Source organism: Xanthomonas sp. NCPPB 2922 (assembly GCF_041520885.1).
GTDB lineage: Bacteria > Pseudomonadota > Gammaproteobacteria > Xanthomonadales > Xanthomonadaceae > Xanthomonas > Xanthomonas campestris.
Genome location: NZ_JBGOFY010000002.1, coordinates 120,832 through 147,186, shown reverse-complemented (window position 1 = coordinate 147,186; position 26,355 = coordinate 120,832). Strand labels below are relative to the sequence as shown.

The 26,355-nt window shown below is 67.2% G+C and carries 24 protein-coding genes and 3 other RNA genes; 10 read left to right on the top strand and 17 right to left on the bottom strand.

Annotated elements, in window-relative coordinates:
- Nucleotides 1-41: 41 nt before the first annotated feature.
- Nucleotides 42-221, bottom strand: a complete 180-nt coding sequence (locus tag ACD584_RS03175; RefSeq protein ID WP_070691621.1) for a DUF3606 domain-containing protein — start codon at nt 219-221, stop codon at nt 42-44.
- Between the two features lie 47 nt (nt 222-268).
- Nucleotides 269-904 (bottom strand): DUF4142 domain-containing protein, encoded by a 636-nt coding sequence (locus ACD584_RS03170; protein WP_116923715.1) that lies wholly within the window; start codon nt 902-904, stop codon nt 269-271.
- Between the two features lie 241 nt (nt 905-1,145).
- Here ACD584_RS03170 and ACD584_RS03165 point away from each other — a divergent pair, with 241 nt between their 5' ends.
- Nucleotides 1,146-2,309 carry a zinc-dependent alcohol dehydrogenase gene (locus tag ACD584_RS03165; RefSeq protein WP_076036522.1) on the top strand — a complete coding sequence of 388 codons (1,164 nt, stop codon included), beginning with the start codon at nt 1,146-1,148 and terminating at the stop codon, nt 2,307-2,309.
- Nucleotides 2,310-2,424: 115 nt separating this feature from the next.
- On the opposite strand, the gene ACD584_RS03160 is transcribed toward ACD584_RS03165, so the two are convergent.
- Both ACD584_RS03160 and ACD584_RS03155 read right to left on the bottom strand, forming a co-directional pair.
- A non-coding RNA gene (locus tag ACD584_RS03160) (sX9 sRNA) lies at nt 2,425-2,497 on the bottom strand.
- A gap of 60 nt (nt 2,498-2,557) precedes the next feature.
- Nucleotides 2,558-2,725 carry a hypothetical protein gene (locus ACD584_RS03155; RefSeq protein ID WP_175611587.1) on the bottom strand — a complete coding sequence of 56 codons (168 nt, stop codon included), beginning with the start codon at nt 2,723-2,725 and terminating at the stop codon, nt 2,558-2,560.
- A 502-nt stretch (nt 2,726-3,227) separates the two neighbouring features.
- On the opposite strand from ACD584_RS03155, the gene ACD584_RS03150 reads away from it, so the two are divergent.
- Both ACD584_RS03150 and ACD584_RS03145 read left to right on the top strand, forming a co-directional pair.
- Nucleotides 3,228-3,479: a YkgJ family cysteine cluster protein gene (locus ACD584_RS03150; protein ID WP_029217180.1), complete on the top strand. Its 252-nt coding sequence runs from the start codon at nt 3,228-3,230 to the stop codon at nt 3,477-3,479.
- Nucleotides 3,480-3,488: 9 nt separating this feature from the next.
- Nucleotides 3,489-3,716 carry a hypothetical protein gene (locus ACD584_RS03145; RefSeq protein WP_014506434.1) on the top strand — a complete coding sequence of 76 codons (228 nt, stop codon included), beginning with the start codon at nt 3,489-3,491 and terminating at the stop codon, nt 3,714-3,716.
- 367 nt (nt 3,717-4,083) lie between these two features.
- Here ACD584_RS03145 and ACD584_RS03140 read toward each other — a convergent pair.
- The 4 genes from ACD584_RS03140 to paoC form a co-directional block, all read right to left on the bottom strand.
- Nucleotides 4,084-4,158: non-coding RNA, sX9 sRNA (locus ACD584_RS03140), on the bottom strand.
- 61 nt (nt 4,159-4,219) lie between these two features.
- Nucleotides 4,220-4,483, bottom strand: coding sequence for a hypothetical protein (locus tag ACD584_RS03135; protein WP_114999901.1), 264 nt, complete (start codon nt 4,481-4,483; stop codon nt 4,220-4,222).
- 277 nt (nt 4,484-4,760) lie between these two features.
- Nucleotides 4,761-4,973: a hypothetical protein gene (locus ACD584_RS03130; RefSeq protein ID WP_011038791.1), complete on the bottom strand. Its 213-nt coding sequence runs from the start codon at nt 4,971-4,973 to the stop codon at nt 4,761-4,763.
- A gap of 597 nt (nt 4,974-5,570) precedes the next feature.
- On the bottom strand, nt 5,571-7,784 hold the full coding sequence (paoC, locus tag ACD584_RS03125) for an aldehyde oxidoreductase molybdenum-binding subunit PaoC (protein ID WP_076036524.1): 2,214 nt from the start codon (nt 7,782-7,784) through the stop codon (nt 5,571-5,573).
- A gap of 530 nt (nt 7,785-8,314) precedes the next feature.
- On the opposite strand from paoC, the gene ACD584_RS03120 reads away from it, so the two are divergent.
- From ACD584_RS03120 to ACD584_RS03100, 5 genes are all read left to right on the top strand, one after another.
- Entirely contained in the window at nt 8,315-9,055 is a 741-nt protein-coding gene (locus ACD584_RS03120) for a DUF3348 domain-containing protein (protein ID WP_070691615.1), read from the top strand.
- A 10-nt stretch (nt 9,056-9,065) separates the two neighbouring features.
- On the top strand, nt 9,066-11,723 hold the full coding sequence (locus ACD584_RS03115; protein ID WP_175611588.1) for a DUF802 domain-containing protein: 2,658 nt from the start codon (nt 9,066-9,068) through the stop codon (nt 11,721-11,723).
- Entirely contained in the window at nt 11,720-12,373 is a 654-nt protein-coding gene (locus tag ACD584_RS03110; RefSeq protein WP_070691611.1) for an OmpA family protein, read from the top strand. The genes ACD584_RS03115 and ACD584_RS03110 overlap by 4 nt, the downstream gene beginning before the upstream one ends.
- Nucleotides 12,370-13,083 carry a DUF2894 domain-containing protein gene (locus ACD584_RS03105; protein WP_076036528.1) on the top strand — a complete coding sequence of 238 codons (714 nt, stop codon included), beginning with the start codon at nt 12,370-12,372 and terminating at the stop codon, nt 13,081-13,083. Before ACD584_RS03110 ends, ACD584_RS03105 begins: the two co-directional genes overlap by 4 nt.
- Before the next feature lie 60 nt (nt 13,084-13,143).
- A non-coding RNA gene (locus ACD584_RS03100) (sX9 sRNA) lies at nt 13,144-13,218 on the top strand.
- 166 nt (nt 13,219-13,384) lie between these two features.
- Here ACD584_RS03100 and ACD584_RS03095 read toward each other — a convergent pair.
- The 4 genes from ACD584_RS03095 to ACD584_RS03080 form a co-directional block, all read right to left on the bottom strand.
- Nucleotides 13,385-15,523, bottom strand: a complete 2,139-nt coding sequence (locus ACD584_RS03095) for a TonB-dependent siderophore receptor (RefSeq protein ID WP_070691607.1) — start codon at nt 15,521-15,523, stop codon at nt 13,385-13,387.
- Nucleotides 15,524-15,616: 93 nt separating this feature from the next.
- Nucleotides 15,617-16,885, bottom strand: a complete 1,269-nt coding sequence (locus tag ACD584_RS03090) for a DUF3526 domain-containing protein (RefSeq protein ID WP_076037803.1) — start codon at nt 16,883-16,885, stop codon at nt 15,617-15,619.
- Nucleotides 16,885-18,321, bottom strand: a complete 1,437-nt coding sequence (locus ACD584_RS03085; protein WP_076036529.1) for a DUF3526 domain-containing protein — start codon at nt 18,319-18,321, stop codon at nt 16,885-16,887. The genes ACD584_RS03090 and ACD584_RS03085 overlap by 1 nt, the downstream gene beginning before the upstream one ends.
- A complete protein-coding gene (locus tag ACD584_RS03080; protein WP_042595768.1) occupies nt 18,318-19,058 on the bottom strand; it encodes an ABC transporter ATP-binding protein in 741 nt (246 codons plus the stop codon). The genes ACD584_RS03085 and ACD584_RS03080 overlap by 4 nt, the downstream gene beginning before the upstream one ends.
- Before the next feature lie 313 nt (nt 19,059-19,371).
- Here ACD584_RS03080 and ACD584_RS03075 point away from each other — a divergent pair, with 313 nt between their 5' ends.
- Nucleotides 19,372-21,213, top strand: coding sequence for a M14 family metallopeptidase (locus ACD584_RS03075; RefSeq protein WP_076036530.1), 1,842 nt, complete (start codon nt 19,372-19,374; stop codon nt 21,211-21,213).
- Between the two features lie 182 nt (nt 21,214-21,395).
- Here ACD584_RS03075 and ACD584_RS03070 read toward each other — a convergent pair whose 3' ends face one another.
- Nucleotides 21,396-22,328, bottom strand: coding sequence for a LysR family transcriptional regulator (locus tag ACD584_RS03070; RefSeq protein WP_076036531.1), 933 nt, complete (start codon nt 22,326-22,328; stop codon nt 21,396-21,398).
- A gap of 129 nt (nt 22,329-22,457) precedes the next feature.
- On the opposite strand from ACD584_RS03070, the gene ACD584_RS03065 reads away from it, so the two are divergent.
- A complete protein-coding gene (locus ACD584_RS03065) occupies nt 22,458-22,862 on the top strand; it encodes a Rid family hydrolase (protein ID WP_076036532.1) in 405 nt (134 codons plus the stop codon).
- A 48-nt stretch (nt 22,863-22,910) separates the two neighbouring features.
- Here the strand turns inward: ACD584_RS03065 and ACD584_RS03060 are convergent, their stop codons facing one another.
- The 4 genes from ACD584_RS03060 to ACD584_RS03045 all read right to left on the bottom strand — a co-directional run bounded on the left by ACD584_RS03060 (nt 22,911) and on the right by ACD584_RS03045 (nt 26,000).
- A complete protein-coding gene (locus ACD584_RS03060) occupies nt 22,911-23,813 on the bottom strand; it encodes an SDR family oxidoreductase (protein ID WP_076036533.1) in 903 nt (300 codons plus the stop codon).
- 167 nt (nt 23,814-23,980) lie between these two features.
- The gene (locus tag ACD584_RS03055; RefSeq protein WP_076036534.1) at nt 23,981-24,370 is read right to left on the bottom strand and encodes an Atu4866 domain-containing protein; all 390 of its coding nucleotides are present in this window, start codon (nt 24,368-24,370) and stop codon (nt 23,981-23,983) included.
- Complete coding sequence (locus tag ACD584_RS03050) at nt 24,367-24,912, bottom strand: nuclear transport factor 2 family protein (RefSeq protein ID WP_175611589.1); 546 nt, start codon at nt 24,910-24,912, stop codon at nt 24,367-24,369. The genes ACD584_RS03055 and ACD584_RS03050 overlap by 4 nt, the downstream gene beginning before the upstream one ends.
- 17 nt (nt 24,913-24,929) lie before the next feature.
- A complete protein-coding gene (locus ACD584_RS03045) occupies nt 24,930-26,000 on the bottom strand; it encodes an aldo/keto reductase (protein WP_076036536.1) in 1,071 nt (356 codons plus the stop codon).
- Between the last annotated feature and the right edge of the window lie 355 nt (nt 26,001-26,355).

Here is a 26,355-nt window from a genome sequence, read left to right as displayed (position 1 = left end):
GCTCGGCCAGGCACAGCCTGCAAGCAGACATCACACACCGCTCAATGCGGCGGCCGATAATCCCGCAGCTTGGTGGTGACGTTGCCGACCTCCTCAACCGCAGCCCGCAGATCGTCTTCAGACATGCCCAATTCGCGGGCCCAATACTGCAGCTCCCATTCCTCGCTGATGCTCACGTGTTCCATGTCGGTGGGTTTGCGGTTTGCGCCTGCTGTGCTCATTGGCGTATTCCGTTGGCGTATGTCTGCCAGGTGCGCTGGTGGTCAGATCAATGCGTCTGCGTGCGCTTGGCCTTGAGCCCGCGCGCATGCTCCAGGTGTTCGGCAATCATGTCGCGCTCGCGCTTGAGCTCCTTGCCCAGGTCGCTGGAGCCCGGCTCGCTGCTGACCTGCGCGTCCAGCACGGCGAGCGCCTTTTCATGGCTGATCATCGATGCCTGCAGGTATTCGCGCTCGAACTCCTGTGCATGCAATCCGTCCAGACGCTTGCGCCCGGTTTCGAACTGGGCAAGCGTGGACTTGGCCTGCGTACTGCTGCGATCCGGCCCGAAGCGGCTGAGGTCGGTGAGTGCGGCGCTGTGCGCCTGGTCCATCTTGCGGGCGAATTCCAGCACCTCGCCCACCACGCCCTTGGTGACGGCCAGCTGCGCCAGGGTGCGCTCCTGCTCGTGGAACACCGACAACGCGCCGAGCGCCTGCGCGCGACCGCCTGCACCGTGTTGCGTATCGCGCTGGGCGTCGTTCTGCAGGGCACCGCGCAGCGGGTCGCCGTGCGGCGGCGTGCTGCCGTCCTGCTGCGTATCGCCCTGCTGCGTATCAGTCGCCAACCCCTGGCGGCGCTGCCAGGCCTTGTAGGCGATGACGCCCACGGCGCCAGCGGTCACGAGCTTCAAGATGCTTCCCATTGCGGTCTCCTGGAGAGTCTGGATTGTCGAAGATGGCCAGCGGCGCGAGCCGCTTACAGCCACCGTGCGAGTCGATCCAGCCTGCGAGCGGCGGGGTTAGCCACGCGTGACCTGCGCATCAACACCGCGTCGCTGCGCGTGCGCGTCCACATCACACGCACGCGCCGTGCTGACGTTTTTAACGCCGCCCCATCAACACTGCGCGCGTTGCCGCTGACCGCCGGCGCTCACGGAGAACTGCATGCTCGCCCTCAACTATCACGGCTCGCGCGATGTGCGGGTTGAAACGGTACCCGACCCGTTGCTGGTGGAACGCGACGACCTGATCCTGCGGGTGACCGCCACCGCGATCTGCGGCTCGGATCTGCACCTGTATCACGGCAAGATTCCCGACCTGCGCCCTGGCGACATTCTCGGCCACGAGTTCATGGGCATCGTAGAAGAGGTGGGCCCGGATGTCACCGCAGTGCGTCCGGGCGACCGTGTCGTGATTCCGTTCGTGGTGGCGTGCGGCCAGTGCTTCCACTGCCTGCTGCAGGAATTTTCGGCCTGCGAAACCACCAACACCGGCAAGGGTGCGGCGCTCAACCACAAAGACATACGCCCGCCTGCGGCGTTGTTCGGCTTCAGCCATCTTTATGGCGGTTTGTCTGGTGGGCAGGCGGAATACGTGCGCGTGCCCAAGGCCAACGTCGGCCCGCTGGTGGTGCCCGATGTCCTGCACGATGAGCAGGTGTTGTTCCTCTCCGACATCCTGCCCACCGGCTATCAGGCGGTGGTGGATGCAGGCGTCAAGCAGGGGTCCACCGTGGCCATCTTCGGCGCTGGCCCGGTCGGCCTGATGGCCGCGGCGTGCTGCCGCATGCTGGGCGCCGAACGGGTGTTCATGGTCGACCGCCACGCCTACCGGCTGGACTTCGCGTCGCGCACCTACGGTGTCATTCCGATCAACTTCGACGAGATCGACGACCCGGCCGACATCATCGTCTCGCAGACCGATGGCCGCGGCGTGGATGCCAGCATCGAGGCGGTGGGGTTCGAAGCCGAAGGCAGTGCGCTGGAAACCGCGTTGACCACCTTGAAGCTGGAAGGCAGCAGCGGCGTGGCGTTGCGCCAGTGCATCGCCGCCACCCGCCGCTGCGGCACGGTGAGCGTGCCCGGCGTGTATGCCGGTTTCATCCATGCCTTCATGTTTGGCGATGCGTTCGACAAGGGGCTCACCTTCAAGATGGGCCAGACCCACGTGCAGAGGCACATGCCCTACCTGCTGGAGCGCATCGGCAATGGCGAGCTCAAGCCCAGTGCCATCATCTCGCACCGGTTGCCGTTGGCCGAGGCCGCGCGTGGCTACGAAGTGTTCGACAAGAAGCAGGACGATTGCCGCAAGGTGGTGCTGACGCCCTGATCGGCACACGCATCCTGCAGAAAGCGCAACGGCGCGGTCCCTGAGGGCCGCGCCGTTGTCGTTCCTGCACTTGATGCTGAGTGACGCGTACAGCGCGCGTGGATTGCCTTAGATCGGCCAACAACGTAGCGCGCAGTCGTCAGGTGGGTGCGGATGGCGCGGAGGAATCGGCGTGTACGGGGGTGCCTGCCGATTCCGAGCATTGGCCACGCCCGCCTGGCGCTGCGCAGTCGTTTGGATAGCGGCGCTCAGTCCGGCGCCTTGGCCGGTACGAACGGCGAGACCGGATCGCTGGCCGGGAAGGTTTCTTCCACCGCTTCGTCCTGGCGCTCGTCCTGCTTTTTGTCCTCCTCGTGCGCCTGCTCGTGCTGCGTGTTGGCGGCGTGCGTGGACGGGGTCGAATGGGGTGTATTCATGGGGTTCTCCTGCAGGGCGGGTAGACAGACCCGCGTACTCGCACACGCTACGGCCGCGCATCGCCGATGGCAGTGAAAACCGCCTTCGCATGTGCTGCACAAACACAACGCGTTGCCGATTGACTGGAGCGTGGCGCTTGGCATCGCCGCCCTCCCAGCACGAGGCGATGGACGCAGCTGGCCTTGCCCGCACGATGCGGATCGACATCGGGACCCTGGCCGGCGCATTGCATGCGGAGCATGCAGACGCAGGACGCTGTGGAGTGCTGCATCTGTCGATCGGCACCCAAAGCGATCAACCGCAATGCGATCTACATCCACGCCGATATGTTCCCTAACGTGTCTGATACAGCTGCCGCCCGGGTACGGTTCACACCCGGATACGCCCAGGGTGTATGGTGCAAGGGCGGCCGGAGTCCGGTGTCGCCTCCTCATCTTTCTGGCCTTTTCCATCAAGAATCTCTGCGAACGCTGCGACGCCGTCTGTTGCCGGCTCACCGTCCTGGTCGATCCAACCGACCGCATCCCACACCATCTGACCAGCGTGACACCGGAAGGTTGGCACGTGATGGCGCGCGACGAGGAAGGCTGGTGCGTGGCCATTGATGCCGCGCGCATGTGTTGCTCCATCTACGAAACGCGCCCGGCGATCTGCCGTCGCTTCGTCATGTCCGGGCCGTATTGCCGCGACGTGCGTGCCACCTACGACGATCAACGCCGGCGGGGCATTCCCTTGACGCTCTACAACGCATGAGGATTTGCGATGAATAATTCCCGCCGCCAGTCGATGACCGTCAGCAACCAGCCGGGCAAGCCGCGCTTGTCCGAACAGCGCCTGGCCGCCGATCTGGAAGAATTCCAGAAATCCGGCGGTGCGATCGAGCGCCTGGGCGACACGCCGCTGCGCCGTGAAAAGAAGCGTGGCGCGCCGGAGACCCCGGCTGCAGCAGCTGCGCCCGCCAAGGCCGCCGCAGACGCGGACGCGGAATAAGCACGCCGCAAGACGACAGCCGGCCAGGCGCCGCTGTCGTGCCGTATGCGCGTTGCGGTTGAGGCGAGCAGTCGCTGCGCCTACCGATGCATCTGCTGCCTGCGCCGCACCACTGCCGCGCACGGTGCCTGTCACCAACATCAAGCGTTGAATCTCGCTGCAGGCTGCGCCGTTTCTGCTGGACGGCCAGCGGAAGTCCGCTGTACTTGGCACGACCAAGGCAGGCACAGCAGCTCAACGTCATCAAGCGCATTGCGGGCAAACAGTCGCGCAATGACCAAGCGAAACGTCAACGACAGCGGCTACGGCAATCCCCCCGCTCGCGCCGCGGAATGCCGGGTCGAACAGCGCCCTGCCCGCTTAGAGCGGCTAACAAAACGTAGCGAGCAGTCGTCAGGTGGGTGCGGACGGCGCGGAGGAGCCGGAGTGTACGTGGGTACATGCCGATTCCGAGCACCGGCCGCGGCCGCCTGGCAGCTGCGCAGTCGTTTTGATAGCTGCTCTTAGTCCTCCTGCCGCCGCAGCACCAGATACCGCCGCCAGTGCACGCCCAGCGCGTCATGCACATCGCCTTCGGGCATCGAATCATGCGGGCAGGCCAGATTGAGTTCGTGACGCCAGTGGATGCCGAACTCGCCGCCCGGCCACGGTGAAATCTGATATCCCTCGGGGATCAACAATTCCGGCGCCGAATCGGCCTGCAGCGTCTGCCCATCCTGCGGGCCGCCCACCAGATGCAGACGCACGCACCCTTCTCCTTCGTTCACGACCGTACTCCTCAACATGGCGGGACTGGTCGCATCCAGCGGGTTGGGGCGGCGCGCTGCGCAAACGGACGCATGCAATGGCAACGGTGCACTGCACGGTTGCCGAGCGACGCCCCGACTGGCAGCACCCGTGTTTCCACCAGCGCGCGCCATCGATTGCATGGAGTCTAGAAGCGGGCGCCGCAGGCAGGCGTGAACACTGCGGCAGCGTGGAGTGAGCCATGTGGCGGCAGCGCGCGCATGGCGCTACGCCGCAGCGCCATGCACGCTCGGCGGATTACAACAGCTGCGCGCGGCCGACCGCGCCGAGGCCTTGTGCCAGCGCAGCCATTTCGTTGGCCAGCGCGATGACATCGCCACCGGCCTGTGCGGCGGTGGTCATGATGCGTTGATAAGCGTCCCAGAAGTCCGGTCCACTGCCATAGGCGTCGTGGAACCCTTGCAGCTCCAAGACCAGCAGATCGGACACTTGCATGTCAGAGCGGTCCATTGTGTTTACCTCGTTGGGGAATGTCCCCGGCCCGCAGCTTGTACCCGTTCACCTTACAAAACCGGGTCCACCAGGCGACAGCGGCGGCGAACCTGAATTGGTTAAATTGCTGGCGTCGCGTGGCCTGAAACAGTGTGTCTGCGGCCGCCGACACCGCGATTCTGCAGCGCTTTTTGACACGGAGGACACATCCGCAGCAGAGCATGTCCATCCGCATTATCCAAATGCATTGTTGACGCTGCAGGCGCACTCAACTGTGGAACCAGTTGCATGGCCAGCAGGCACGCTCGCATCTGCTCGTAGTGCGAGCACTCGCCATGCGCGCTGCAGCTTCCCAAGCTACTGCTCGGATCTCGAACCGCCTGGCCACACATCTGCGTTTGGCATGAACGAATTTGCCGCTTCAAGCGCGTTGGCGAACACCACACTTGCCCACTCAAATGCAGCACGTCTAAACCCCGGTCAGGCGGGTGTGCCAGGACTGCATCTTGCGGCGGCTTCGTCGCAAGACAACTCCGGCAACACCTGCGACCGATGCAGATCACGACGCAATCAGCTCACTGCGCATTACCGCAGCACACCACGCGTAACCACCACTCATCCCGCCCGTCGCGGCAGTTGCGCCAACAACTTGTCCAGCGTAATCGGGTAGTCGCGCACGCGGATGCCGGTGGCGTTGTAGACCGCATTCGCCAGCGCCGGCGCCACGCCGGTGAGTCCCAATTCGCCCACGCCCTTGGCTTTCAACGGCGACATGGTCGGGTCCACCTCGTCGATGAAATGCGCCTCCAGATGCGGGATATCCGCATGCACCGGCACCTCGTAACCGGCCAGGTCGTGATTGACGAAAAAGCCCAGCCGGGTGTCCACCACCATGTCTTCCATCAACGCCGCACCCACGCCCATCACCATGCCGCCGATTACCTGACTGCGTGCAGTCTTGGGATTGAGGATGCGCCCGGCCGCGCACACCGCAAGCAGCCGGCGCACGCGGATTTCGCCGGTGTCGGCATCCACCGCAACCTCGGCGAAATGCGCGCCGAAGGTCTGCTGCGCGTACTGCTGTTTGAGCGTGCCGAACTCCATCGCGTCTTCGGCCACCAGCTCGCCGCCGGCGGCCGCCTGCGCCAGCGCAATGGAACGCGTGCCGGCGTGCACCTGGCCATCGGCAAAGCGAGCCTGGTCCACCGGCATGCCCAGGCGCTGCGCCACCGTCTCGCGCAGCTGCATGCAGGCGGCATACACGCCGGCGGTCACCGAGGCGGCGCCTTGCTGCCCGCCGGAACCGGGCGTTTCCGGAAAGCTGGAATCGCCCAGCCGCACCACCACCTGGTGCAGCGGCAGGCCGAGCAGCTCGGCCGCGGTTTGCGCCACGATGGTGTAGCTGCCGGTGCCGATGTCGGTCATGTCGGTTTCGATGGTCAGCGTGCCGCTGCGATCCAGCCGTGCACGCGCAGCGGCCTTGGAGATCGGCGCGCCGCGAATGGCTGCGGCCATGCCCATGCCGATCAACCAGCGGCCGTCGCGCACGCTGGCCGGCGTGGGGTTGCGCCGCGACCAGCCGAAGCGCTGCGCGCCGCTGCGCAGGCACGCGATGAAGGGCCGCGTGGAGAACGGCCGCTGCGGCTGTTCCGGATCCACCTGGGTGTCGTTGACGATGCGCAGCTGCACCGGGTCCATGCCCACGCGTTCGGCCAGTTCGTCCATGGCCACCTCCAGCGCCATCATCCCCGGCGCCTCGCCGGGCGCGCGCATGGCATTGCCTTCGGCCAGGTCCAGCACCGCCAGCCGCACCGCGGTCATGCGGTTGGCGCCGGCGTAGAGCGCGCGCGTGGACAGGGTGGTGGGCTCGCTGCGGCCGCCACGCAGATTGCCGGACCAGCTTTCATGGCCGATCGCGGTGAGCCGCCCGTCGGCGCCGGCGCCCAGCCGCAGGCGCTGGATGGTCGCCGGCCGGTGGATGGTGCTGTTGAACATCAGCGGGCGCTGCAGGGCCAGCTTGACCGGCCGCCGGGTGATGCGCGCGGCCAGCGCCGCCAGCACCAGATCCGCCTGTGCGGTGCCCTTGCCGCCGAAGCCGCCGCCGATGAACGGCGACAGCAGCCGGATGCGCTCCTTGGGCACGCCCAGCGCCTTGCCCAGGTCGCGCGTGCCCCAGTTCATCTGCTGGATGGCGGTGTGGCAGATCAGCTGCTCGCCCTCCCAGCGCGCGATGGTGGCGTGCGGCTCCAGCATCGCGTGCGCCTGGTCGGGCGTGCGAAAGGTGGCATCCACGGTGAACGGCGCGGCGGCATAGGCCGCAGCAAAATCGCCCTGGGCGGTCTGTGGCGGCCCGCCGAATGGCGCCTGTGGCGCCACCGGGGCGCTGGCCTGCTGGGCGGCGAGGTCGTACTGGCCGCGCTCACGCGCATAACGCACCCGCACCAGCGCCGCACCGGCGCGGGCCTGTTCAAAGGTTTTGGCCACCACCACCGCCACCGGCTGGTGGTAGTGGTCCACCTGCGGCGCGGCCAGAAAGCGCTGCACATAGAAGTCGCCGGTGCCCAGCGCGGGCACGTTCTGGTGGGTAAGCACCGCGATCACCCCGGGCGCGGCGAGTGCGGCGGCAGTGTCCAGTGCGGTGATGCGCCCCTTGCCGATCGCCGCGCCGAGAATGTAGCCGTAGGCCATCTGCCCGGGTTGGTCGTGCCACTCATAGGCGTAGCGGGCCTGCCCGGTCACCTTGAGCGGCCCGTCCACGCGGTCGACCGGCTGACCCAGCACTTTGAGCTGGTCGGCGGGCGTGGTGCCTGCGGGGGTATCGAACTTCATGTGGGTGCTCCTGAGGGGGACGGGCGGGCTGCGCGCCACCGCGCGCCTGGGCGCTGGCGAGGGCCTGGCACTGCCAGATCGGCCTGAATTGGCCGGCGCACACGGCGGCTCGGACAGCCGCCAATGCCTACCCGTTTGTAGCAAACGCAGGCGCCGCCCGGAGCCGGTTTCCCAGTATGGGGTCATGAACAGGCTTCATGAATCGACGGGATGCAGGCGCTGCGGGCGCTGCGTCTCCCTACAGCCGTTGCCCGCGCTGCGCCGAACCAGGCCCTGTCCGCAGTGCATGGCAAGGCGGCCGCCCGAATGTTCAGAGGAAAGCCCACCCCCTCCCATCTCCCCGCCATCTCCCCGCGCCCCGACGATTCCCCATTCCTGATTCCTGATTCCTGATTCCTGATTCCCGATTCCCGATTCCCCATTCCCCATTCCCCCTCCATGAACGCCACCGCCCGCCGCAGCGCCCGCCCGCCGCGGCGAAGGGAGCGGCTGTCATTCCCGTGTAAAATGCGCGGTCTTTGACCGGAAGAATGGCGAAAGCTCCTCCACGGGCGCCCCTCTCGGGCCCGGCGTTCATTCGCCTGCTCGCTCGCCTCACCGACGTCCACGTCGCGCAGTCCAACCACGCGCTGGCCGATCGGCTGAGCCAGTGGATCGACTGGACGCGCGCCGTTGCCGTGTCCAAGGCACTGGACGGCAAGCTGCCCGACGCCGAAACGCTGCCCGAGGTGAACGCCATCGGTGCCGACGACTGCGCGCGCCTGCGCACCACCCTGGCCACCAGTTGCGTGACCGAGCTGGACACGCTGCTCACCCGGCTGCGCAGCGAGGCCCGCGCCGCCGCGGCCGCAGGCGCCCCCGCAGCACTGGCCGACTACGCACCGTTCCGGCAGCACTACCTGGCCATGCAGCGCGGCATGCGCAGCACCACCGGCGATTTGCGCGGCCGGCTGCGCGACATGCTGGCGCAATCGGGCAACGGCGAGATGGCGCGCCTGGCCGAAGTGGACGCGGTGATGGAACTCACCCTCAGCCCGCGCGAGCAGAGCCTGCTGGCCACCGTGCCTACCCTGCTCGGCACCCATTTCGAACGCCTGCGCGCGGCCCACCACCCCGCGCAGGACACCGACACTGACACCGCACCAGCACGCCCCGGCTCGGATGCCTGGCTGGACGTGTTCCGCAACGATTTGCAGAGCGTGTTGCTCGCCGAACTGGAAGTTCGTTTTCACCCTATCGAAGGCCTGCTTGCAGCGCTTCGCACCCGCTAATTGGGACGTCATGTTCAGAACTCTCGTGTCCGTTTTCGTGTTTCTTGTCGGCCTGCTGGCGGTGTGCTGGGTCGGCATCGGTTACCTCGGCTCCAACCCGCTCGGCGCATTGGTCGCCGCGGTCATCGGTGCCTGCTACATCGCCGGTGCGCTGGAGCTGTACGGCTACCGCCAGGCCACCATTGCGCTGGAGCAGGCGCTCGAAGGTGTGAGCAGCGCACCCGCCGCGTTGGCCGACTGGCTGCAGACCGTGCCCGCCGGGCTGCGCAACGCGGTGCGCCTGCGTATCCATGGCGAACGCGTGGCGCTGCCGGCGCCGGTGCTTACGCCCTACCTGGTCGGCCTGCTGGTGCTGCTGGGCATGCTCGGCACCCTGCTTGGCATGATGGCCACGCTCAAGGGCACCGGTTTTGCGCTGCAGAGCGCCACTGACCTGCAGGCTATCCGCGGCTCGCTGGCCGCGCCGGTCGAAGGGCTGGCATTCGCGTTCGGCACCTCCATCGCCGGCGTTGCCACCTCGGCCATGCTCGGGCTGCTGTCGGCGCTGTGCCGGCGTGAGCGCCTGCAGGCCGTGCAACAGCTCGACCTGAAGATCGCCACCGCGTTGCACCCGTATTCGGACGCGCACCAGCGTGGCGAGACCTTCAAGCTGCAGCAGCAACAAAGCGCGCTGATGCCGGCCCTGATCGATCGCCTGCAGGCGCTGATGGCCAGCATCGAACAGCACAGCAGCGCCGCCGATGCACGGCTCACCGCGCAGCAGGCCGACTTCCACGCGCGCACCGAAGCCGCCTACCTGCGCCTGGCCGAGTCCCTGCAGCAGTCATTGCAGGCCGGTGTGGCCGACAGCGCCCGCGCGGTGGGCGATGCATTGCGCCCGGCGATGGCCGCCACCATGGCCGGCATCGCGCAGGAAACCACCGCCCTGCATGCGCGCATCAGCGACGCGGTGCAGCAGCAATTGGAAGGCATCAGCACCGGCTTTGCGCACAGTGCCAGCGCCGCCAGCGCGCACTGGAGCACGGCGATGACCGCGCAGGAACGTGCGCAGCAGGCGCAGACCGAACAGCTGCAGCACGCGCTCGCACAGATGGCGCAGCAGACCACCGCGCTGCAGGACAGCGTGGGCCAGGCCGTGCAGCAGCAGCTGGGTGTGCTGACAGACGGATTCGAACGCAGCACCAGCGCTGCCGCCGCCAACTGGCAGGCCGCGCTCACCGCGCAGGAACAGGCCCAGCAGGCGCTCACACAACAGCTGCAGAGCACCCTCGCACAACTCGCCGCGCAGACCACCGCCCTGCAGGACAACCTTGGCCAGGCGGTGCAGCAGCAACTGGCTGCGCTCAACGATGGCGTCGCGCACGGCACCGCCGCGGCGGCCGCAGGCTGGGCCGCGGTGCTGGCCGAACACCAGCAGTCCACCCAGGCGCTGAGCGCGCAATTGCAGCGCACGCTGGAGCAGATTGCCGAGCACAGCACCACGCTACAGGACGGCGTGGGCGAGGCGGTGCAGCAACAGCTCGATGGGCTGAGCACCGGCTTCGCCGCCAGCACCGCCACTGCCGCGCAGACCTGGACGGCGGCAGCGAGCGAGCAGCAACGCGCCAACCAGAGCCTGACCGATGCACTGCACACCACGCTGACGCACTTCGCCAGCACGTTCGAAGCCCGCTCCGAAGCCTTGGTGGATGCGGTGTCCGCGCGCCTGGAACAGTCCAGCAGCCAGACCGCCGATGCCTGGAATGCCGCGCTGGCGCAGCAACAGCAGGCCAGCGCGGAGCTGGCAGCTCAGCACCAGGGCGCACTGAGCGCAGCCACCGCCAGCAGCGAGGCGCATGCCGCCGCGTTGATCGGCACGCTGCAGCAGGCGCATGTTGACTTGCAGGCCGCACTGGAAGCACGCGACGACACCCGCCTGGCGCTGTGGAGCGAACGCTTCACCGCGATGAGCACGCGCCTGAGCGCGCAATGGGAACACACCGGCCAGCAGGTGGCGCAGCAGCAACAGGCCATCTGCGACACCCTGGCCGCCACCGCCAGCGAGCTCTCCACGCAGGCGCAGGCACAGGCCAGCGCCACCATCGCCGAAGTGTCGCGCCTGATGCAGATCGCCGCCGAAGCCCCCAAGGCCGCTGCCGACGTGGTGGCCGAGCTGCGCCAGAACCTCTCCGAAAGCATGGTGCGCGACACCGCGATGCTGGAAGAGCGCAGCCGCTTGCTCGCCACGCTGGACACCTTGCTCAACGCGGTCAATCACGCCTCCACCGAACAACGCGTCGCCGTCGATGCACTGGTCAGCACCTCGGCCGATCTGCTGCAGCGTGTGGGCAGCCAGCTCACCGAACAGATCGGCACCGAGACCAGCAAGCTCGAAGCGGTGGCCGCGCAGGTCACCGGCAGCGCGGTGGAAGTGGCCAGCCTGGGCGATGCGTTCGGGCACGCGGTGCAGTTGTTCAGCACCTCCACCGGCGAGCTCAACGACCGCCTGCAGCACATCGCCGGCGCACTGGATGCCGCGCAGGCGCGCAGCGACGATCAGCTGGCGTATTACGTGGCGCAGGCACGCGAAGTGGTGGACCTGAGCATGCTCTCGCAGAAGCAGATCATCGAAGAACTTCGCCTGCTCGATGACCGCCGCATTGACGCCAACGGAGCGCAGCCGGCATGAGCGATGAGATCGACCTCGATGGCGAATCCGCCGCACCGATCTGGGCCGCGTTCGGTGACCTGATGTCGGTGCTGCTGGGCGCGTTCGTGCTGATCCTGGTCGGCGTGATCGGCGTGCAGTTGCAGCTGTCCAGCCGCCTGGACGACGAGGTCAAGCAGCGCCAGGCCGAAGCGCAGCGCCGCAAGACCCTGGAACAGGCGTTGGCCGCACCGCTGGCCGCCGGCCGCGTCACCCTGGTCAACGGCCGCATCGGCATCCGCGGCAGCGTGCTGTTTGCGCTCAATTCCGACCAGCTGCAGCCGGAAGGCCACGAGGTGTTGAAGAGCCTGGCCGCGCCACTCTCCGAGTACCTGGTGTCGCGCGAAGAGATCCTGATGATCAGCGGCTTCACCGACGACCGCCCGGTGCTGGACAGCAACCGTCGCTATGCCGACAACTGGGAACTGTCCGCGCAACGTGCGCTCACCGTCACCCGTGCGCTGATCGCCGAAGGCGTGCCCGCCTCTTCGGTGTTCGCGGCCGCTTTCGGCTCGCAACAGCCGGTGGATTCCAATGCCGACGAAACGCGCCGCGCCAAGAACCGCCGTGTGGAAATCGCGCCGATTCCGCGCCCGTCGGCCACCACCGCTGCCGCTGCTGCACCACGATGAGCCGCACCGCGTCATCCACCCAGGCGCAGCTGGAACAGTGGCGCGCGCAAGGCGCCGACCAGCGCGACCCGGTGCGCTTCCATCTGATGCAGACCTTGCAGGCACGTGCCGCCACGCAGCCGCCGGCCGTGCGTCAGGTGCTGGAAGACAAGCTTGCCGCGTTGGTGACGGCCTATGCACAGGCGCTGCAGCCGGCGCCGGTCTCCATGCCCGTACCTGCGCCGGCACAACCAGCAGCCGCGCCCAAATCGCGCGCGCGCAACAAGCGCAGCGCCGCGCCTGCACCTGCACCGGTCTCCGCACGCCAGGCATTGAGCGAGCTGCTCACGCAGATGGCCGGCCACACCGCACTGCTCAGCGACAGCAGCACCGGCAATGCCGCGCATGCTCCGCAATTCCCCGAGTTGACGGCGCTGGACGACTTCCGCCGCACCTGGGCCACGGTGCGCACCGCCAGCCAGGTGCGGCAATCGCTGCAGGACGCGCCCGCCGATGCCGGCCCGCTCAATTCCAGCGTGCTGGTGCATCGGTGCATCAGCCTGATGCGCGAGCAAGCGCCCGGCTATCTGCAGCACTTCCTCGCCTACGTCGATGCCTTGTCGTGGATGGAGCAGCTGCAGCACGGCGGCGCACTGGCCACCGAAGCGCCGGCACCGGCACTGCCGGGCAAGAAACGCAGCCGTAGCGCGGCGCCGAGGCGACGCGCTTAGAGCAGCGATCAAACCGGCTGCGCAGCCGCCAGGCGGGCGCGGCCGGCGCTCGGAATCGGCACGTACCCACGTACACTCCGGCTCCTCCGCGCCGTCCGCACCCACTTGACGACTGCTCGCTACGTTTTGTTAGCCGCGCTTAGCCGCAGGAATGCGATGCGCGTGATGCACGTCGGCATCGCGTCGCGCGCACTATCTCCGTCGAGGCACTTTGAGTTCGGTGTCGCGTGCCGTGCAGCGCCCGCTAAAACGGCGCAGCGTCCTGCACGGCGACCGCGCAGCAGCCGAACGGGCGCGCACCTCAGAACCTCAGCCGTGCGCCCATCGTCCAGGTGCGCGGCGCGCCCGGATACACCCATTGTTCGCTGTATGAAAACGCGGCGTAGCGGCGGTCGGTGAGGTTTTCCACCTTTGCATACAGCCGCAGACGCTCGCTGAGGTCGTAATGGCCCACCAGGCGCCACACCGTGTAGGCCGGCAACACGAAGCCGGTGTTGCTGTCGACCGACCCCAGCCGCTCACCGGTGCGCGACACGCCCACCCCCACCGCGGCGCTGCGCGTGCCGCTCAACGGTTGCGCGTAGTTGACGAAGGCATTGCCGCTGACGCGTGGCACGTTCGGAAAGCGACGCCCTTCGGCAAGCCCGGTGCCCACTGCAGCGGTGCTGCTGCGGGTCACCTGCGAATCGGTATACGCCAGGCCCACCGAGGCGGCCAGGTGCGGGGTGAGCCGGCCCAGCAGATCCAGTTCTGCGCCTTCGCTACGCATCTGCCCCACCGGCAACGAAAAACTGGTGTCGGCCGGATCCAGGCTCAACACGTTTTCCTTGTCGATGCGGAACACCGCCAGCGTCGCTTCCAGGCCCTCGCCGGGCTGCACGTATTTCAGGCCGGTTTCCAGCGAGCGGCTCTTCTCGGGCGCGAAGCTTTGCCCGTTGGCACCCACGCCGCTATTGGGGCGAAACCCGGCCGCCGCACTGGCGTACAGCGACAGCGTGTCATCCACATGCACGGTGAGCCCGGCACGCGGGCTGATGACGCCGTCGGAGGCTTGCTGCGTGGTTGCGCGCAGACGGTTGGCAATGTCCTGCTGATAGTGGTCGTAGCGCACGCCGAGCAAGGCCTTCCAGCGCGCGCCCAGATCGATCTGGTCCTGTGCATAGACGCCCCACACCTGTTGTCGCTCGTCGGTATCGGTGATCGGCGCCAACCGCCCGGGTTGCGCCACGCCATAGCGCGGTGCCAGCACGTCGATGCTGTAGGGCGTGGCCGCCGAGCGCGCGCGCAGCTGGTAGCGACTGTCGTTGAAGCGGTTGCCATCGATGCCGAACAACACGTGATGGGTGACCTTGCCGCTGCCGAGCGTGCCCAGCAGTTCGGCGCGCGCGGCGATGTCGCGGCCCTGGTAGTCGCGGTAGCGGCGCTCGCGCCGCAGCGTGCGATCGTCGGCCTGCAGCGTCCACGGCTCGGTGGAAAAGCCGCGCATGCCACTGTCGCGATACGTGGCACCGCCCTGCAACGACCAGGTCTGATTCAAACCATGCACCGCGAACACCTGGTGGCCGGTGGAATGCAGATCGATGTCGCCATCGCCCGGCTCGCCCAGAAAGCGCGACGCCGGCAAGCGATTGGCATCGCCATCGATCGCGGTCACACCGCGATCGAACGGGGTGTGGATGCGCAGCAGTTCCAGCTCGTAGGACACCGTAGTGTCGGGCGTGGGCATCCACAGCAGCGACGGCGCCAGCAGCGTGGCGTCGCTATCGACCGTGTCGCGAAAGCTGTGCTGGTCCTTGTGCATGAGATTCACGCGGTAGGCCACGGTTTCGCTGAGCGGGCCGGTGCTGTCCAGCGCCGCGCGGTAGCTGTCAAAGCGCCCCGCAGACAGGTCCACGCTGTGCTGCGCATCGAACAAGGGTTTCTTGGTGACGATATTCACCGCACCACCTGGCTCGCCGCGCCCGTACAACGCAGACGCTGGCCCCTTGATCACTTCCACGCTCTGCGTGTTGGCGCCATCGCGCAGGCCGTTGTAACCGCGGCTGGCGTTGAAGCCGTTGACCATGTAGTCGGAACTGAAGTTGGGGTCGCCGGTGAACCCGCGGATCGAGTAGCTGTCCCACAGCCCGCCCAGGTTATTGGCCTTGGTGATGCCGCTGGCCATGTCCAGCGCGCCGGCCAGATCGGTGACGCCGGCATCCTCCAGCAAGCTGTGGTCGAGCACGCGTGCACTGATCGGCAGATCGCGCAGCGGTGCTTCGGTCTTGGTGGCGCCGGTCACCGTCAGTGCGCGGTACGGTGCGTAGTCGCTGCGTACTTGCACCGCGTCCAGGCTGCGCGCCTGTGGCTCGGCCGCAGTGGCCGGCGCGGCGGCGCAGGCGAGCACGCCAAGCAGCGGCAGCGCCGAGACAACGTGGCGGCGTGGAAGAAGACTGGACACGGGGCAGGACTCCTGAAAGACAGCCGCCTGTTGGCGGCTGTCGCGATGAAGGCACACGAAACATCGATGCAACGGTGATACGGGAATGCGCCGCTAGGACGCCGGGTCTGCCATTGCTTCAAAGCGCGGTGCGCGTGCGAAGTCGTCCCCGGTAAACGCGCGATCGCGGAACAGGAACCCGTAGTAGTAGGTGCGCAGTGCGCGGTGGTAGTCGCGGATGCGGTCCTGGTAGGCCAGCTGCGCCTGCAGATCGGTGCCGGCCAGACGCGTCAATGCGGCCTGCAGCGCCACCGGTGGCAACACCGCGGCTACGCGTTGCGCCAGCGCTTCGCGGCGGAGCAGGCCTTGCCGGTACGCGCTTACCTGCGGTGCCACCTGCGCATCGCCGTTGGCGTGGAAGGCGAAATACCACTTGTAGTGGAATGCATCGGTCAGCGGCGGCGAATCCGCCCACTGCGGATGGCGCGCGTAGAACGCCTGCATGGTGTGCTGGCGCGGAATGTCCCAGGCGTGGTTGACCGCTTCGCGCTGCAGCCGCGCAATCTCGGCGCCTTGATTGACCGGCACCGCCTGGTTGATCGCCACATGCGCCAGCGCCGGTGCCACCAGCGCCAGCACCACCCAGCACGTGGCCAGCGCAGTGGCATGCGCGGCCGGCCGCCATGGCAGCCGCCCCACCAGCACCGCCACCACCACCCAGAACAACAGGTAGGCGCAAGTCAGTGCCTGCACCGCCAGTTGCTGGCCCAGCGGAACGCCATTGAGCGTGGCGGCCACCGCAAACGGCAACGCCAGGCACAGCAGCACCGCCAGCGCACGCACCGTCACCCGCCGCGCCAGCAGCGCCGTGCCGGATCCGGGCAACGCCGCCAACATGCGCGCGCGCCCGGCCGCCTGTTCGCCCGAGCGCAGGTCGAACAACAACGCAATCACGAACAGCGGCAACAGGAACACCACCACGAATGCGTAGTCGAAGCGGCCAGCCAGCGCGAGTTCGGGGTTGTAGCTGTCGCCGTCATGGATCTGCGCCTCCAGGCCCAGCGCACGCACACGCAGGATGTACGGCGACACATCGCGCATGCCCACAGCAGCAAACGCCAGTGGCGCAGGCGGATCCCAGGTGGGATGGAAACTGTAATAGGCCGCGCTGCCGGCATCGTTGCTGCGCGCCACATACGCCTGCACCGCGGCGATGTCTTCCTGCTGCAAGGCCGCGATGCGTGCGATGTTGTGGCGCTGTGCCTGCATGAAGTGGTGCCCGGAAACCAGGCTGCACACGCACAGCAGCACCAGCAAGGCCAGCCCCGCCACCGCCGCGCGTGCACGCAGCAGCAATAGCCATTCGTAGCGCCACACGGCCATCAGCGTGCCACTCCCATGCGCCGCGCGGCCACCGTGACCAGGCACAGCGACAGCAGCAACCAGCCGGCGAGCAAGGCAAGGCTGGCACGCCCTGCGTGCAGCAACTGCGCCGTGGCCGATGGCTCGAATGCAAACACGGGAATGCGGTGCCAATGCGCGGCATCGATGCGCTTGCGCTGGTCGGCACCGGCATCCTTGGCGGTGTCGTCGGCCAGGCTCACCGCATTGGCCTGCAATTGATTGAGCTGCTGCACCAGGCCATAGCGATACCGCTCGGCCTGGCTGAGAAAACGTTCGTGCGCGCGCAGATCGGTCTCCGCCACCGTCATCGAGACCTCACGCAAGGCCACCGTGGGGCTGAGCAGCGCAAACATGCGCACCAGCAGATTCTGTTGCTGCTGGATCGTCGAATCGCGTGCCGCGTAGCGTTCGAACAGGCTGGCGGTCAGGCGTTCGCCTTCCAGTGCCAGCAGGCCCTTGTAGTTCACCGGCAGGTCTTCCACCCGCTGCACGCCGTACCGCGCCAGCACCTGTTGCTTGAACTGCGCAAAGTGCGGGTCATCGGGGTTATGGCTGTCGCCGAGCGTGCGCAAGTCGCGCTGGATCGCCACGTCCGTTTCCAGCCGCGTGGGCAGGCGATACGCGGCATTGGCGACATCCGGCGCCACCCGCGGTACCAGCAGGGCCAGCCAAACCCACAGCGCCAGCGCCACCAGCAAGGCATCGCGGCCACGCCGGCACAGCACCGACACCGTCAGCACCAACGCGCACCATGCCAGCAGATACGCCGCATACGACAGCACCAATACTGCCACCCGCACGCCCTGCCCCGGCAGCACCGCCACCGGCACCAAACCGACCAGCGCCGGCAGCAGGCAGGCCGCCGCCACTGCGACCAGGGCCAGGTATTTTCCGCTCAGTACTTGCATCCGCGTGGCGCCCTGCAGCAACACCACGCGCAAGGTGCCGGTTTCCTGTTCGCGGGCCACTGCGCCGTAGCCCAGGAACACCAGCAGCAGCGGCGCCAGCACCTGCAGCACGAACGCAGGCGTGAGTTGCCCGAAGCGCACCAGCAACGAGCTTTGCCGCACGTCGCCGAAATTGGCGGTGTTCTGGCGGTGGCCTTCCAGAAACATGCTGTTGCCGGTGAAGGCATCCACGCCGGCATCGAAGGCCGCCAGTGCCGGCAACGGGCGATAGATGAAGTGCCCGTAATGCACCACGCGGTGCGGGTGCCGGTCTGGCTGCGCTTCGAACGCCTGCTGCGCTGCCTGCTGCTGCCGGGTACGGAACTCGGAAACCTCGCGCTGATGCTGCGCGGCGGTCAGCGCGGCCACCAGCGTCAACGCCATCAGCAACACCAGGCCGATGGCCGCGGACCGGTTGCGTGCCATGTAGCGCAGTTCTTCGCGTGCCACCCACAGCACAGCACTCATGCGGCGCGGTCCTGCGGCCGCGCAAAGCGCGCATGCAGGGTGCGCACGTCGAAGCCGCTGTCACCGGCGCCGACTTCATCGACGATGCGCCCGTTTTCCAGAAAGCCGATGCGGTCGGCCACGTCCACTGCACCGAGTAGATCGTGCGTGACCATCAGCACCGCGCCGCCGCGCGCACGCACGCTGCTCACCAGCTGGTTGAAGTCGCCGATGGCGCGCGGGTCCAATCCGGAGGTGGGTTCGTCGAGCAACAACACCGGCACCTCGCGCAAGGTGGCCACGGCGATCGCCACCTTCTGCCGCATGCCCTTGGAAAAACCACCCAGGCGCTGCGTCCATGCCTCGCGCTGCAGCCCGGCCGCGGCTAGCGCAGTGCCAATCGCCTCCGGGCTACGCCGCTGCCCGGCCAGCGCCAGCAGGTAGTCGGCATTTTCCAGCGCGCTGAGGTGCTCGTAGAGCGCCACGTTTTCCGGCAGATACGCCAGGCGCGCCCGCGCCCGCCCGGGGTTGGCCACCGGGTCCACACCATCCACCTGCAATTGCCCAGACACCGGCCGCACAAAGCCCAGCAATGCCGACAACGTGGACGATTTACCCGCGCCGTTGCCACCCAGCAGCGCATACACGCTGCCCGGCGCCACCTGCAGGTGCAGCCCCTGCAATACCGCGCGGCCGCGGTAGGACACGTGGACGTCGACAAGGGAAATGGCAGAAACAGGCGGCGCGGCAGATGACATGGCAAGCGGTCATTACAAATGAATTGATACGTTATCACATTGCGGATGGCGCTCGTGGGGCCGGGCGATGGCCGCCTGATGCGTCGCCGGTGGCGCAGTGATGCAGCTGTTTGCGTTGCTCCAGAACACCGCTTTTTAAAAGCTCGGCGCGCGCCATCTGCATGCATTCGACCTGTAAAGCGGACGCGGCTGGCTTTGGAGCGACGCCCACCGGCCCGCCGGCACCACTGAAGCACTAGGAACTGCAATGTTATTCTGTTACGAAAAGTCGCTACATCGACACCGTATTCGTCAACGAGACCCAGATCACCGCATGCCTTCTCCCCAGCACGGCCGCTTGCCCCGCACCTCCACCCGCAACCCCATCGCCGGTGACGCCGCCACCGCGCCGCGCTGCCCCCCCGCCCGTGCCAGCCTGCTCGCGCTGACCTTGCTGGCAAGCCTGCACGCGTCCGCGCAGCCAGCCCTGGACACTCGCGCGCCGCTGCCGCCGGTACGCGCCTGGCATGGCGCCAGCGAGTCGCTGGTGATAAAGGCGAACGCCGAGTGGGCAACGCCGGCCGAACGCAGCGACTTCGTCAGCACGCCCAGCTATGCGGACACCCGCGCGTGGCTGAAGCGCCTGGTCGCCGCCTCGCCACTGTTGTCGCTGGAGGTGTTCGGCACCAGCAGCGAAGGCCGCGACCTGCTGCTGGTGCGCGCCCGCAAGGGAGCCGCCGGCAAGCCGGTGGTGCTGGCGCAGGCCGGCATCCACGCCGGCGAGATCGATGGCAAGGACGCCGGCCTGATGCTGTTGCGCGACATCGCGCAGGGCGGCAAGGACGCGCTGCTGGACCAGGTGGATTTCGTGTTCGTGCCGATCCTCAATGTGGATGGCCACGAGCAGCGCGGCCCGCTGGTGGGCGCGGCCCTGCGTGGCCCGCAGGGGGCGGGCTGGAACAGCACCCCGCGCGGCATCAACCTCAATCGCGACTATCTCAACCTCGAGACGCCGGAAGCCCGCGCGGTGGTGGCGCTGCTGCACCGGCTGGACCCGGCGCTGTACATCGACCTGCATGTCAGCGAGGGGCTGGATCATCAATACGACATCACCTACACCTTCGCCGGCTGGGGCACGTATGCACGCTCGCGCGCCACTGCCGGCTGGCTGCAGCAGCGCTTCACTCCGGCGGTCGATGCCGCGTTGCGCACGCAGGGCCACACCCCCACCATCTACCCCAGCCTGATCGACGAAAACGACCCGCGCTCGGGCCTGCGCTACTCGCCGGAAGGCCCGCGCTATTCCACCGGCTACGGCGACTTTGCCGGCATCCCCACCGTGCTGGTGGAGAACCACCGGCTGAAGTCCTATCGCCAGCGCGTGCTCGGCGACTACGTGCTGCTGGAAGCGGCGCTGCGCGTGGTGGCCCGCGACTCCGCGCGCATTGCCGCCGCCAAACGCACCGACCGCGCCGCGCGGCCCGCCGAACTGATGGTGGCCTGGGAGCGCCTGGAGCAGCCGATCGCGCAACTGCCCTTCAAGGGCGTGACCTACACGCGTGCGCTCTCGCCGGCATCGGGCCGGCAGGAGCTGCGCTGGGAAGGCCGCGATGCCACCTGGACCATGCCGGTGATCGGCTATCGCCAGACCCAGGCAGTGACGTACCCGCAGGCCTGGTGGATTCCGCCCGGCAACGCCGATGTGGTCGCGCGATTGGATGCCCACGGCATTCAGTACGAACGCCTGCAGCAGCCACGCCAGTTGCGCGTGGAGCGCACCCGCATGGTCAAGCAGTCCGGCAGCAGCACCCCGCACAGCGCGCAGGTGGAAGAAACCTTCGCGCCCGGCAGCATCCGCATTCCCGCGGACCAGCCGATGCGCATGCTGGCCGCCGCCTTGCTGGAGCCGCAAAGCAGCGACTCGCTGCTGGCCAGCGGCCTGTTCCGCCACGCCGGCAACCCGGACAGCGGCCTCTACGGCGCCGAGCTGGTGCGCTTCGCCGAACGCGTGTTGCAACACGACGCAGCCTTGCGCAGCGACTTCGAACGCAAGCTCGCCGATGACCCCGCATTTCGCGCCGATGGCGACGCGCGCCTGCAATGGATCTACGCCCGCTCGCCGTACGCCGCACTGAGCGGCTGGCAATACCCGGTACGGCGTGAGCTGCGCGAGTGAGCGGCCGCACTGCTGCCGCTGATGTGCGGCAGTGCCGGGCGAGGCTGTGTCACTGCATACAGCGCAGCGTGCACCACGCACGCTTGCAGGAAGGCGCACCTCACCAGCGGTGACGTCGCACGATACGTCGCTTCCAACGGATGCGCAGTGATCACCATGATCACCACATCGCCCGTAGACCGTTACGCCATCGGCCGCTGCACCACCGGCGCATGCTCGGCCATCAACGCAATCACCCAATCGATGAACACGCGGAGCTTCGCGCTTACGTGCCGGTTGGGCGGGAAGGCGATCGAGAGCGGCATCGGGTCCAGCTGCCAGTCCGCGAACACCGGCAGCAGCTCGCCGCGACTCAGCGGTACACGTGCCATGTATTGCGGCAACCACAACACGCCCATGCCGGCCAGCCCCGCGGCCAGGTAGGCATTGCCGTCGTCGCTGGCCACCACGTAGCGGCCGTGCACCTGCACGTGTTCGCCATCGCGCTGCATCACCAGTGGCCACGGCACGCCATCGCCCCAGCGCATGAAGCCTACGGTGCGGTGGGCGGTGTCTTCTAGCTCGCGTGGATGCGCAGGCATGCCCAGGCGTGCGAGATAGCCGGGCGCTGCATACACGCCCGCCTGCAGGTCACCCACGTGCCGCGCCACCAGCGATTGATCGGTGATGGTGCCGCCGCGCACCACGCAGTCGATCTGCTCGCCGATCAGATCCACGCGGCGATCGCTGGCGCCCATGTGCAACTGGATATCCGGATACCGCGCATGAAAGTCCGGCAGCGCGGGCATCAGGATCAGGCGCGCCAGCGGGCTGGGCACATCCACGCGCAAGCGCCCACGCGGCACGCTGGATGCCACCGACAAACTGGTTTCCGCATCGTCCATGTCGGCCAGCAAGCGCACCACACGCTCGTAATAGGCCGCGCCATCGGCGGTGACCGCCACACGGCGCGTGGTGCGATTGAGCAAGGTCACCCGCAGGCGCGCCTCCAGCTGTTGCACCAGCTGGGTCACCGTTGCCCTGCTGATCTGCAGGGTGTCGGCGGCCTTGGTGAAGCTGCCGGACTCGACCACACGTGCGAATGCCTGCATTGCATCGAACCGATCCATCGCCATCCTGCGGTCTGCTCAATTGTTTGGATTCTACAAATAGTCATGTGCGCTGGCAGGGATTTATCCGCCGCCGCGCGCTGCTTACTGTGGCTGCACGTTCGATGGGCACGTTGCCCACACAGGAGATACCCCATGGCAACACGTGACGCTGTTTTCCCCGCAGGCCGTCAGGCGCTGTATGAGCGCAACCGCTACTCGCCTGCTCTTCGTGCGGAGGGCCTGCTGTTTGTCTCCGGCCAGGTCGGCAGCCGCGACGATGGCTCGCCCGAACCCGACCTGGACGCCCAGATCGCACGGGCGTTTTCCAACCTCGACGCGGTGCTCGCCGCGGCGGGCTGCACGCGGGACGACGTCATCGACGTCACCTGGTTCATGGTCGACCCGGACACCATCTTCGACGCCGTGTTCAAACAGTGGGCCACGCACTGGGGCCCGCCGCCCTACCCGACCGTCACCGCTGTGGGAGTGACCTGGCTGTACGGCTTCCAGTTCGAGATCAAGGTGATTGCCAAGCTGCCGGAGCAGGCGGCTGCGTGATCACAAATGCAGGGGCCGCGTACGGCGGCCCCTGTATCGCCTCGGCGCTCAGGATGGTGATGACTGCGTTGCCACACTGCGTAGGCGCTCCATGCCCATGATGCGGAACACGCGCTCGGTCTGCGCCTCCACCACGGCGTTGATTGCCTCCGCACCGTAATCGGCAAAATCCACGGTGATTCGCAGTGGTTTGGCACCCACCGGCAAGGCCAGTACGCGGGCAATCGCATCGGCCACCGCCTGTACCGGCGCCGGCTGCGCATCGCGGAACAACCGGCGCAGGCCGGGCGAATAGTTGTCGAATTCCGGCTGCACGGCGGCATAGCCGTCCACCGCCTGGGTGTCCTGCGGATGCACCGCGGTCTGGAAGTGCGAGGTGCCATCCATGAAGGTGCCGGGCATGACGATGACGGTTTCGATGCCCAGCGGCTGCACTTCGTAGGCGGTCGTTTCGGCCACCGCATCGAGTGCGTACTTGCCGGCAACGTACGGCATCATGAATGGCGCAACGATGCGGGTGATGGTGCTGCCCACATACAGCAAGGTGCCGTGGCCCTGCTTGCGCAGCTGCGGCAATGCGGCGCGATTGAGCCGATGGGCGCCCACCGCGTTGGTGTTGAAACTGTCGGCCAACTGCTCGGCAGTGAACCCTTCTGCCATGCCGATATACAGATGCGCTGCGTTATGGATCACCACATCCAGATGACCGTGCTCGGCCACCACCTGTTCCACCGCGCGCTGGCAGGACGCCTCGCTGTGGATGTCCATGTCCACCACCCGCACTTGCGCGGCGTGCGCACGTGCGTAGTCTTCCAGCGCATGCCGGCGTTCCTTGCTGCGCCCGTCGGGGTCGCGCACGCCGGCATATACCACATAGCCCGCGCGCATGAGCGTTTGCGCCGTGAGCAGGCCCATGCCCGATCCGGATCCTGAAATCAGCACTGTCTTCATGTTGTCTCCGATGCAATGACGCCTCCGGATTGCGCGCAGGCTTTGCCACCGGCGCGGAGGCGAAGGCCGGAGCAGAGATTCAACGGTGCGTTGCGCTGCGGGTTGAAGCGGGTGTCTGGTCATGCACGCTGCAGCGGCGTTTCACTCTGCAGCGGCGTGTGGCTTCGTTACTCGCCAGTTTCACGATAGAACACCATGCCATCGTGATGCAGTTCATCGGCGGTGACGAACGTGCCATCGGCGGTGAAGCCGGTGTCGTCCCAATACTGGATCCGATTGCCTTCCACTTCATAGCGGCCTTGATAGGCACTCTTGCGTGTGCCGCGGGCTTCGTCGTAGCGGCCGGTGGGCAACAGCTCCTGACGGATGCGGCCGTCACCAGTGACCCACATGCCCAAGTACGGATGGTGTTGCATGAGATGCTCCAAGGGAGAAGAAGAGGCTGCGCTGCCGACGCCGGATGCATCGCCGCGCCATGCGCTGGTGGGCCCGCACAGCACGGCAGCGCCGGCGCCGATGGCCACCGCAACAGCGAGCTGCATGCGGGTATCGTTCATGGGCTGCCCACGCGTGCGGCCGTGTCCGGGATGCGTTGCAACACATCGGTGTAGTGCGGCAGATCCAGGAAGGCGTTGACCTCCACCACTTTGTCGTCGCGCATCCGCATGATCCACGCATAACGATTGCGGTACGGGACGCCATCGCGCGCGGTGGCCGCGCCTTCCCATTGCACGATCACATGCGCGCCATCGGCCCACAGCTGCCAGTGCAGCGGCCGCAGCGGCGTGGACAGGCGGCTGGCCAACGGGCGCACCGCTTTATCGACCAGCGCGTCGCGCCCATGCACGGTGCCGGCGAACGGGCCGGAGCCTTCGATGGTCCAGGTGACGTCGCTGGCCAGCAGCGTGTCGAACAACCCGCTGCCGCCGGCCGCCCACTGCTTGAACGCGGTATCGACCAGCTGCTTGTTGTGCGCAGCCATGCGCGAGGTGTCGTGCTGTGCGGCTGCGGCGGGGGCGGCCACGCTGGCCGCCTGTGCGCCGGGCAGCCACAGCACGGCCGCCAGCAGGACGGCAGGCAATGCGGTGTGTCTGCTCATGTGCGGTACTCCGGTGCTCAACGGCGCAGCTGCACGCTGCCGGTGCCGTAGATGAGTTGCTGCGCCATCGGCCGGCCGATGAACCGCTCGGGAAAGATCGGTGCCGGCGCGCTGGCGGCATCCAACCGCTGCAGTTGCGCATCGCTGAACGTCAGGCCGAGTGCACCGAAGTTGTCCAGCGCCTGCTCCAGCGTGCGCGCGCCCATCACTGGCGCAACCACCGCCGGGTTGCGCAAGGTCCACGCCAATGCGACCTGCGAGCGTGAGGCACCCAGTTCGTCGGCGACCTCGCCCACCACATCGGCGATATCCAGCGAGCGCGCGTTGAGATGCCCGGTGGAGGCAATCACGCCCTTGCGGCTGGCAGCCACCTCCGCGCCGTTCTCGTCGGACAGGTCTGCGCGCGTGTACCTGCCGGTGAGAATGCCGCCGCCCTGCGGCGACCAGGGCATGACACCTAGCCCCAACTCACGCGCCATCGGCATCAGCTCATGCTCGACCGTGCGTTCGACCAGGCTGTACTCGATCTGCAGGGCCACCAACGGCGACCAGCCACGCAGATCCGCCAGCGTCTGCAGCTGCGCCACGCGCCAGGCCGGCGTGTTGCAGATGCCCAGGTACAGCACCTTGCCGGCACGCACCAGATCATCCAGCGCGCGCATCACTTCATCCGGCGCGGTGGTGAAGTCCCAGGCGTGCAGGTACAACAGGTCGATGCGGTCGGTGGCGAGCTGGCGCAGGCTGGTTTCCACTGAGCGCATCAGGTTGAGCCGGTGATTGCCGCCGGAATTGATGTTGCCCGGCTCGCGCGCCATGGTGAACTTGGTCGCCACCACCACACGCTCGCGCTTGTCGGCGATCAACCGGCCCAGCATGCGTTCGGACGCACCGTTGGTGTAGTTCACCGCGGTGTCGATGAAGTTGCCGCCACGCTCGACATATGCATCGAAGATGCGCGTGGCGTCGGCTTCATCGGCACCCCAGCCCCATTCCTTGCCGAAGGTCATCGTGCCCAGCGCCAGCGGCGAGACGCGCAGACCGGAGCGGCCGAGCAAGCGATACTGATCCAGAGACGTTGCGTGCTGCATAGGAAATTCCTCCTGTTGAAGTAACGCGCGGTACTGCACTGCGCTGGGGAACACTGTGCTGCAGGCGTGTGCGGAGCCGGTAGCCGCATCCTCCGCAATCCTTGCCTGATCCGCCGAGCGCACAACCGGCCGCTCCACCGTGGCAGGCGCGACCGCATCGCAAGCGCGCAACCACATCAACGCGACCAACCTGTGCATCGCCGCGTTGTGGACACCCAGCACAACCGGTGGCGCTGCACGCCGCCGCAGAGGCTGCATTCCAGCGCTGTCTTCGCCCACACCTGATGCGCACAACGACACCAAGCGATCTCAGCGGTAAGTGTTGGTCGCCCGCATGGGGCATCACTGCAGAGCA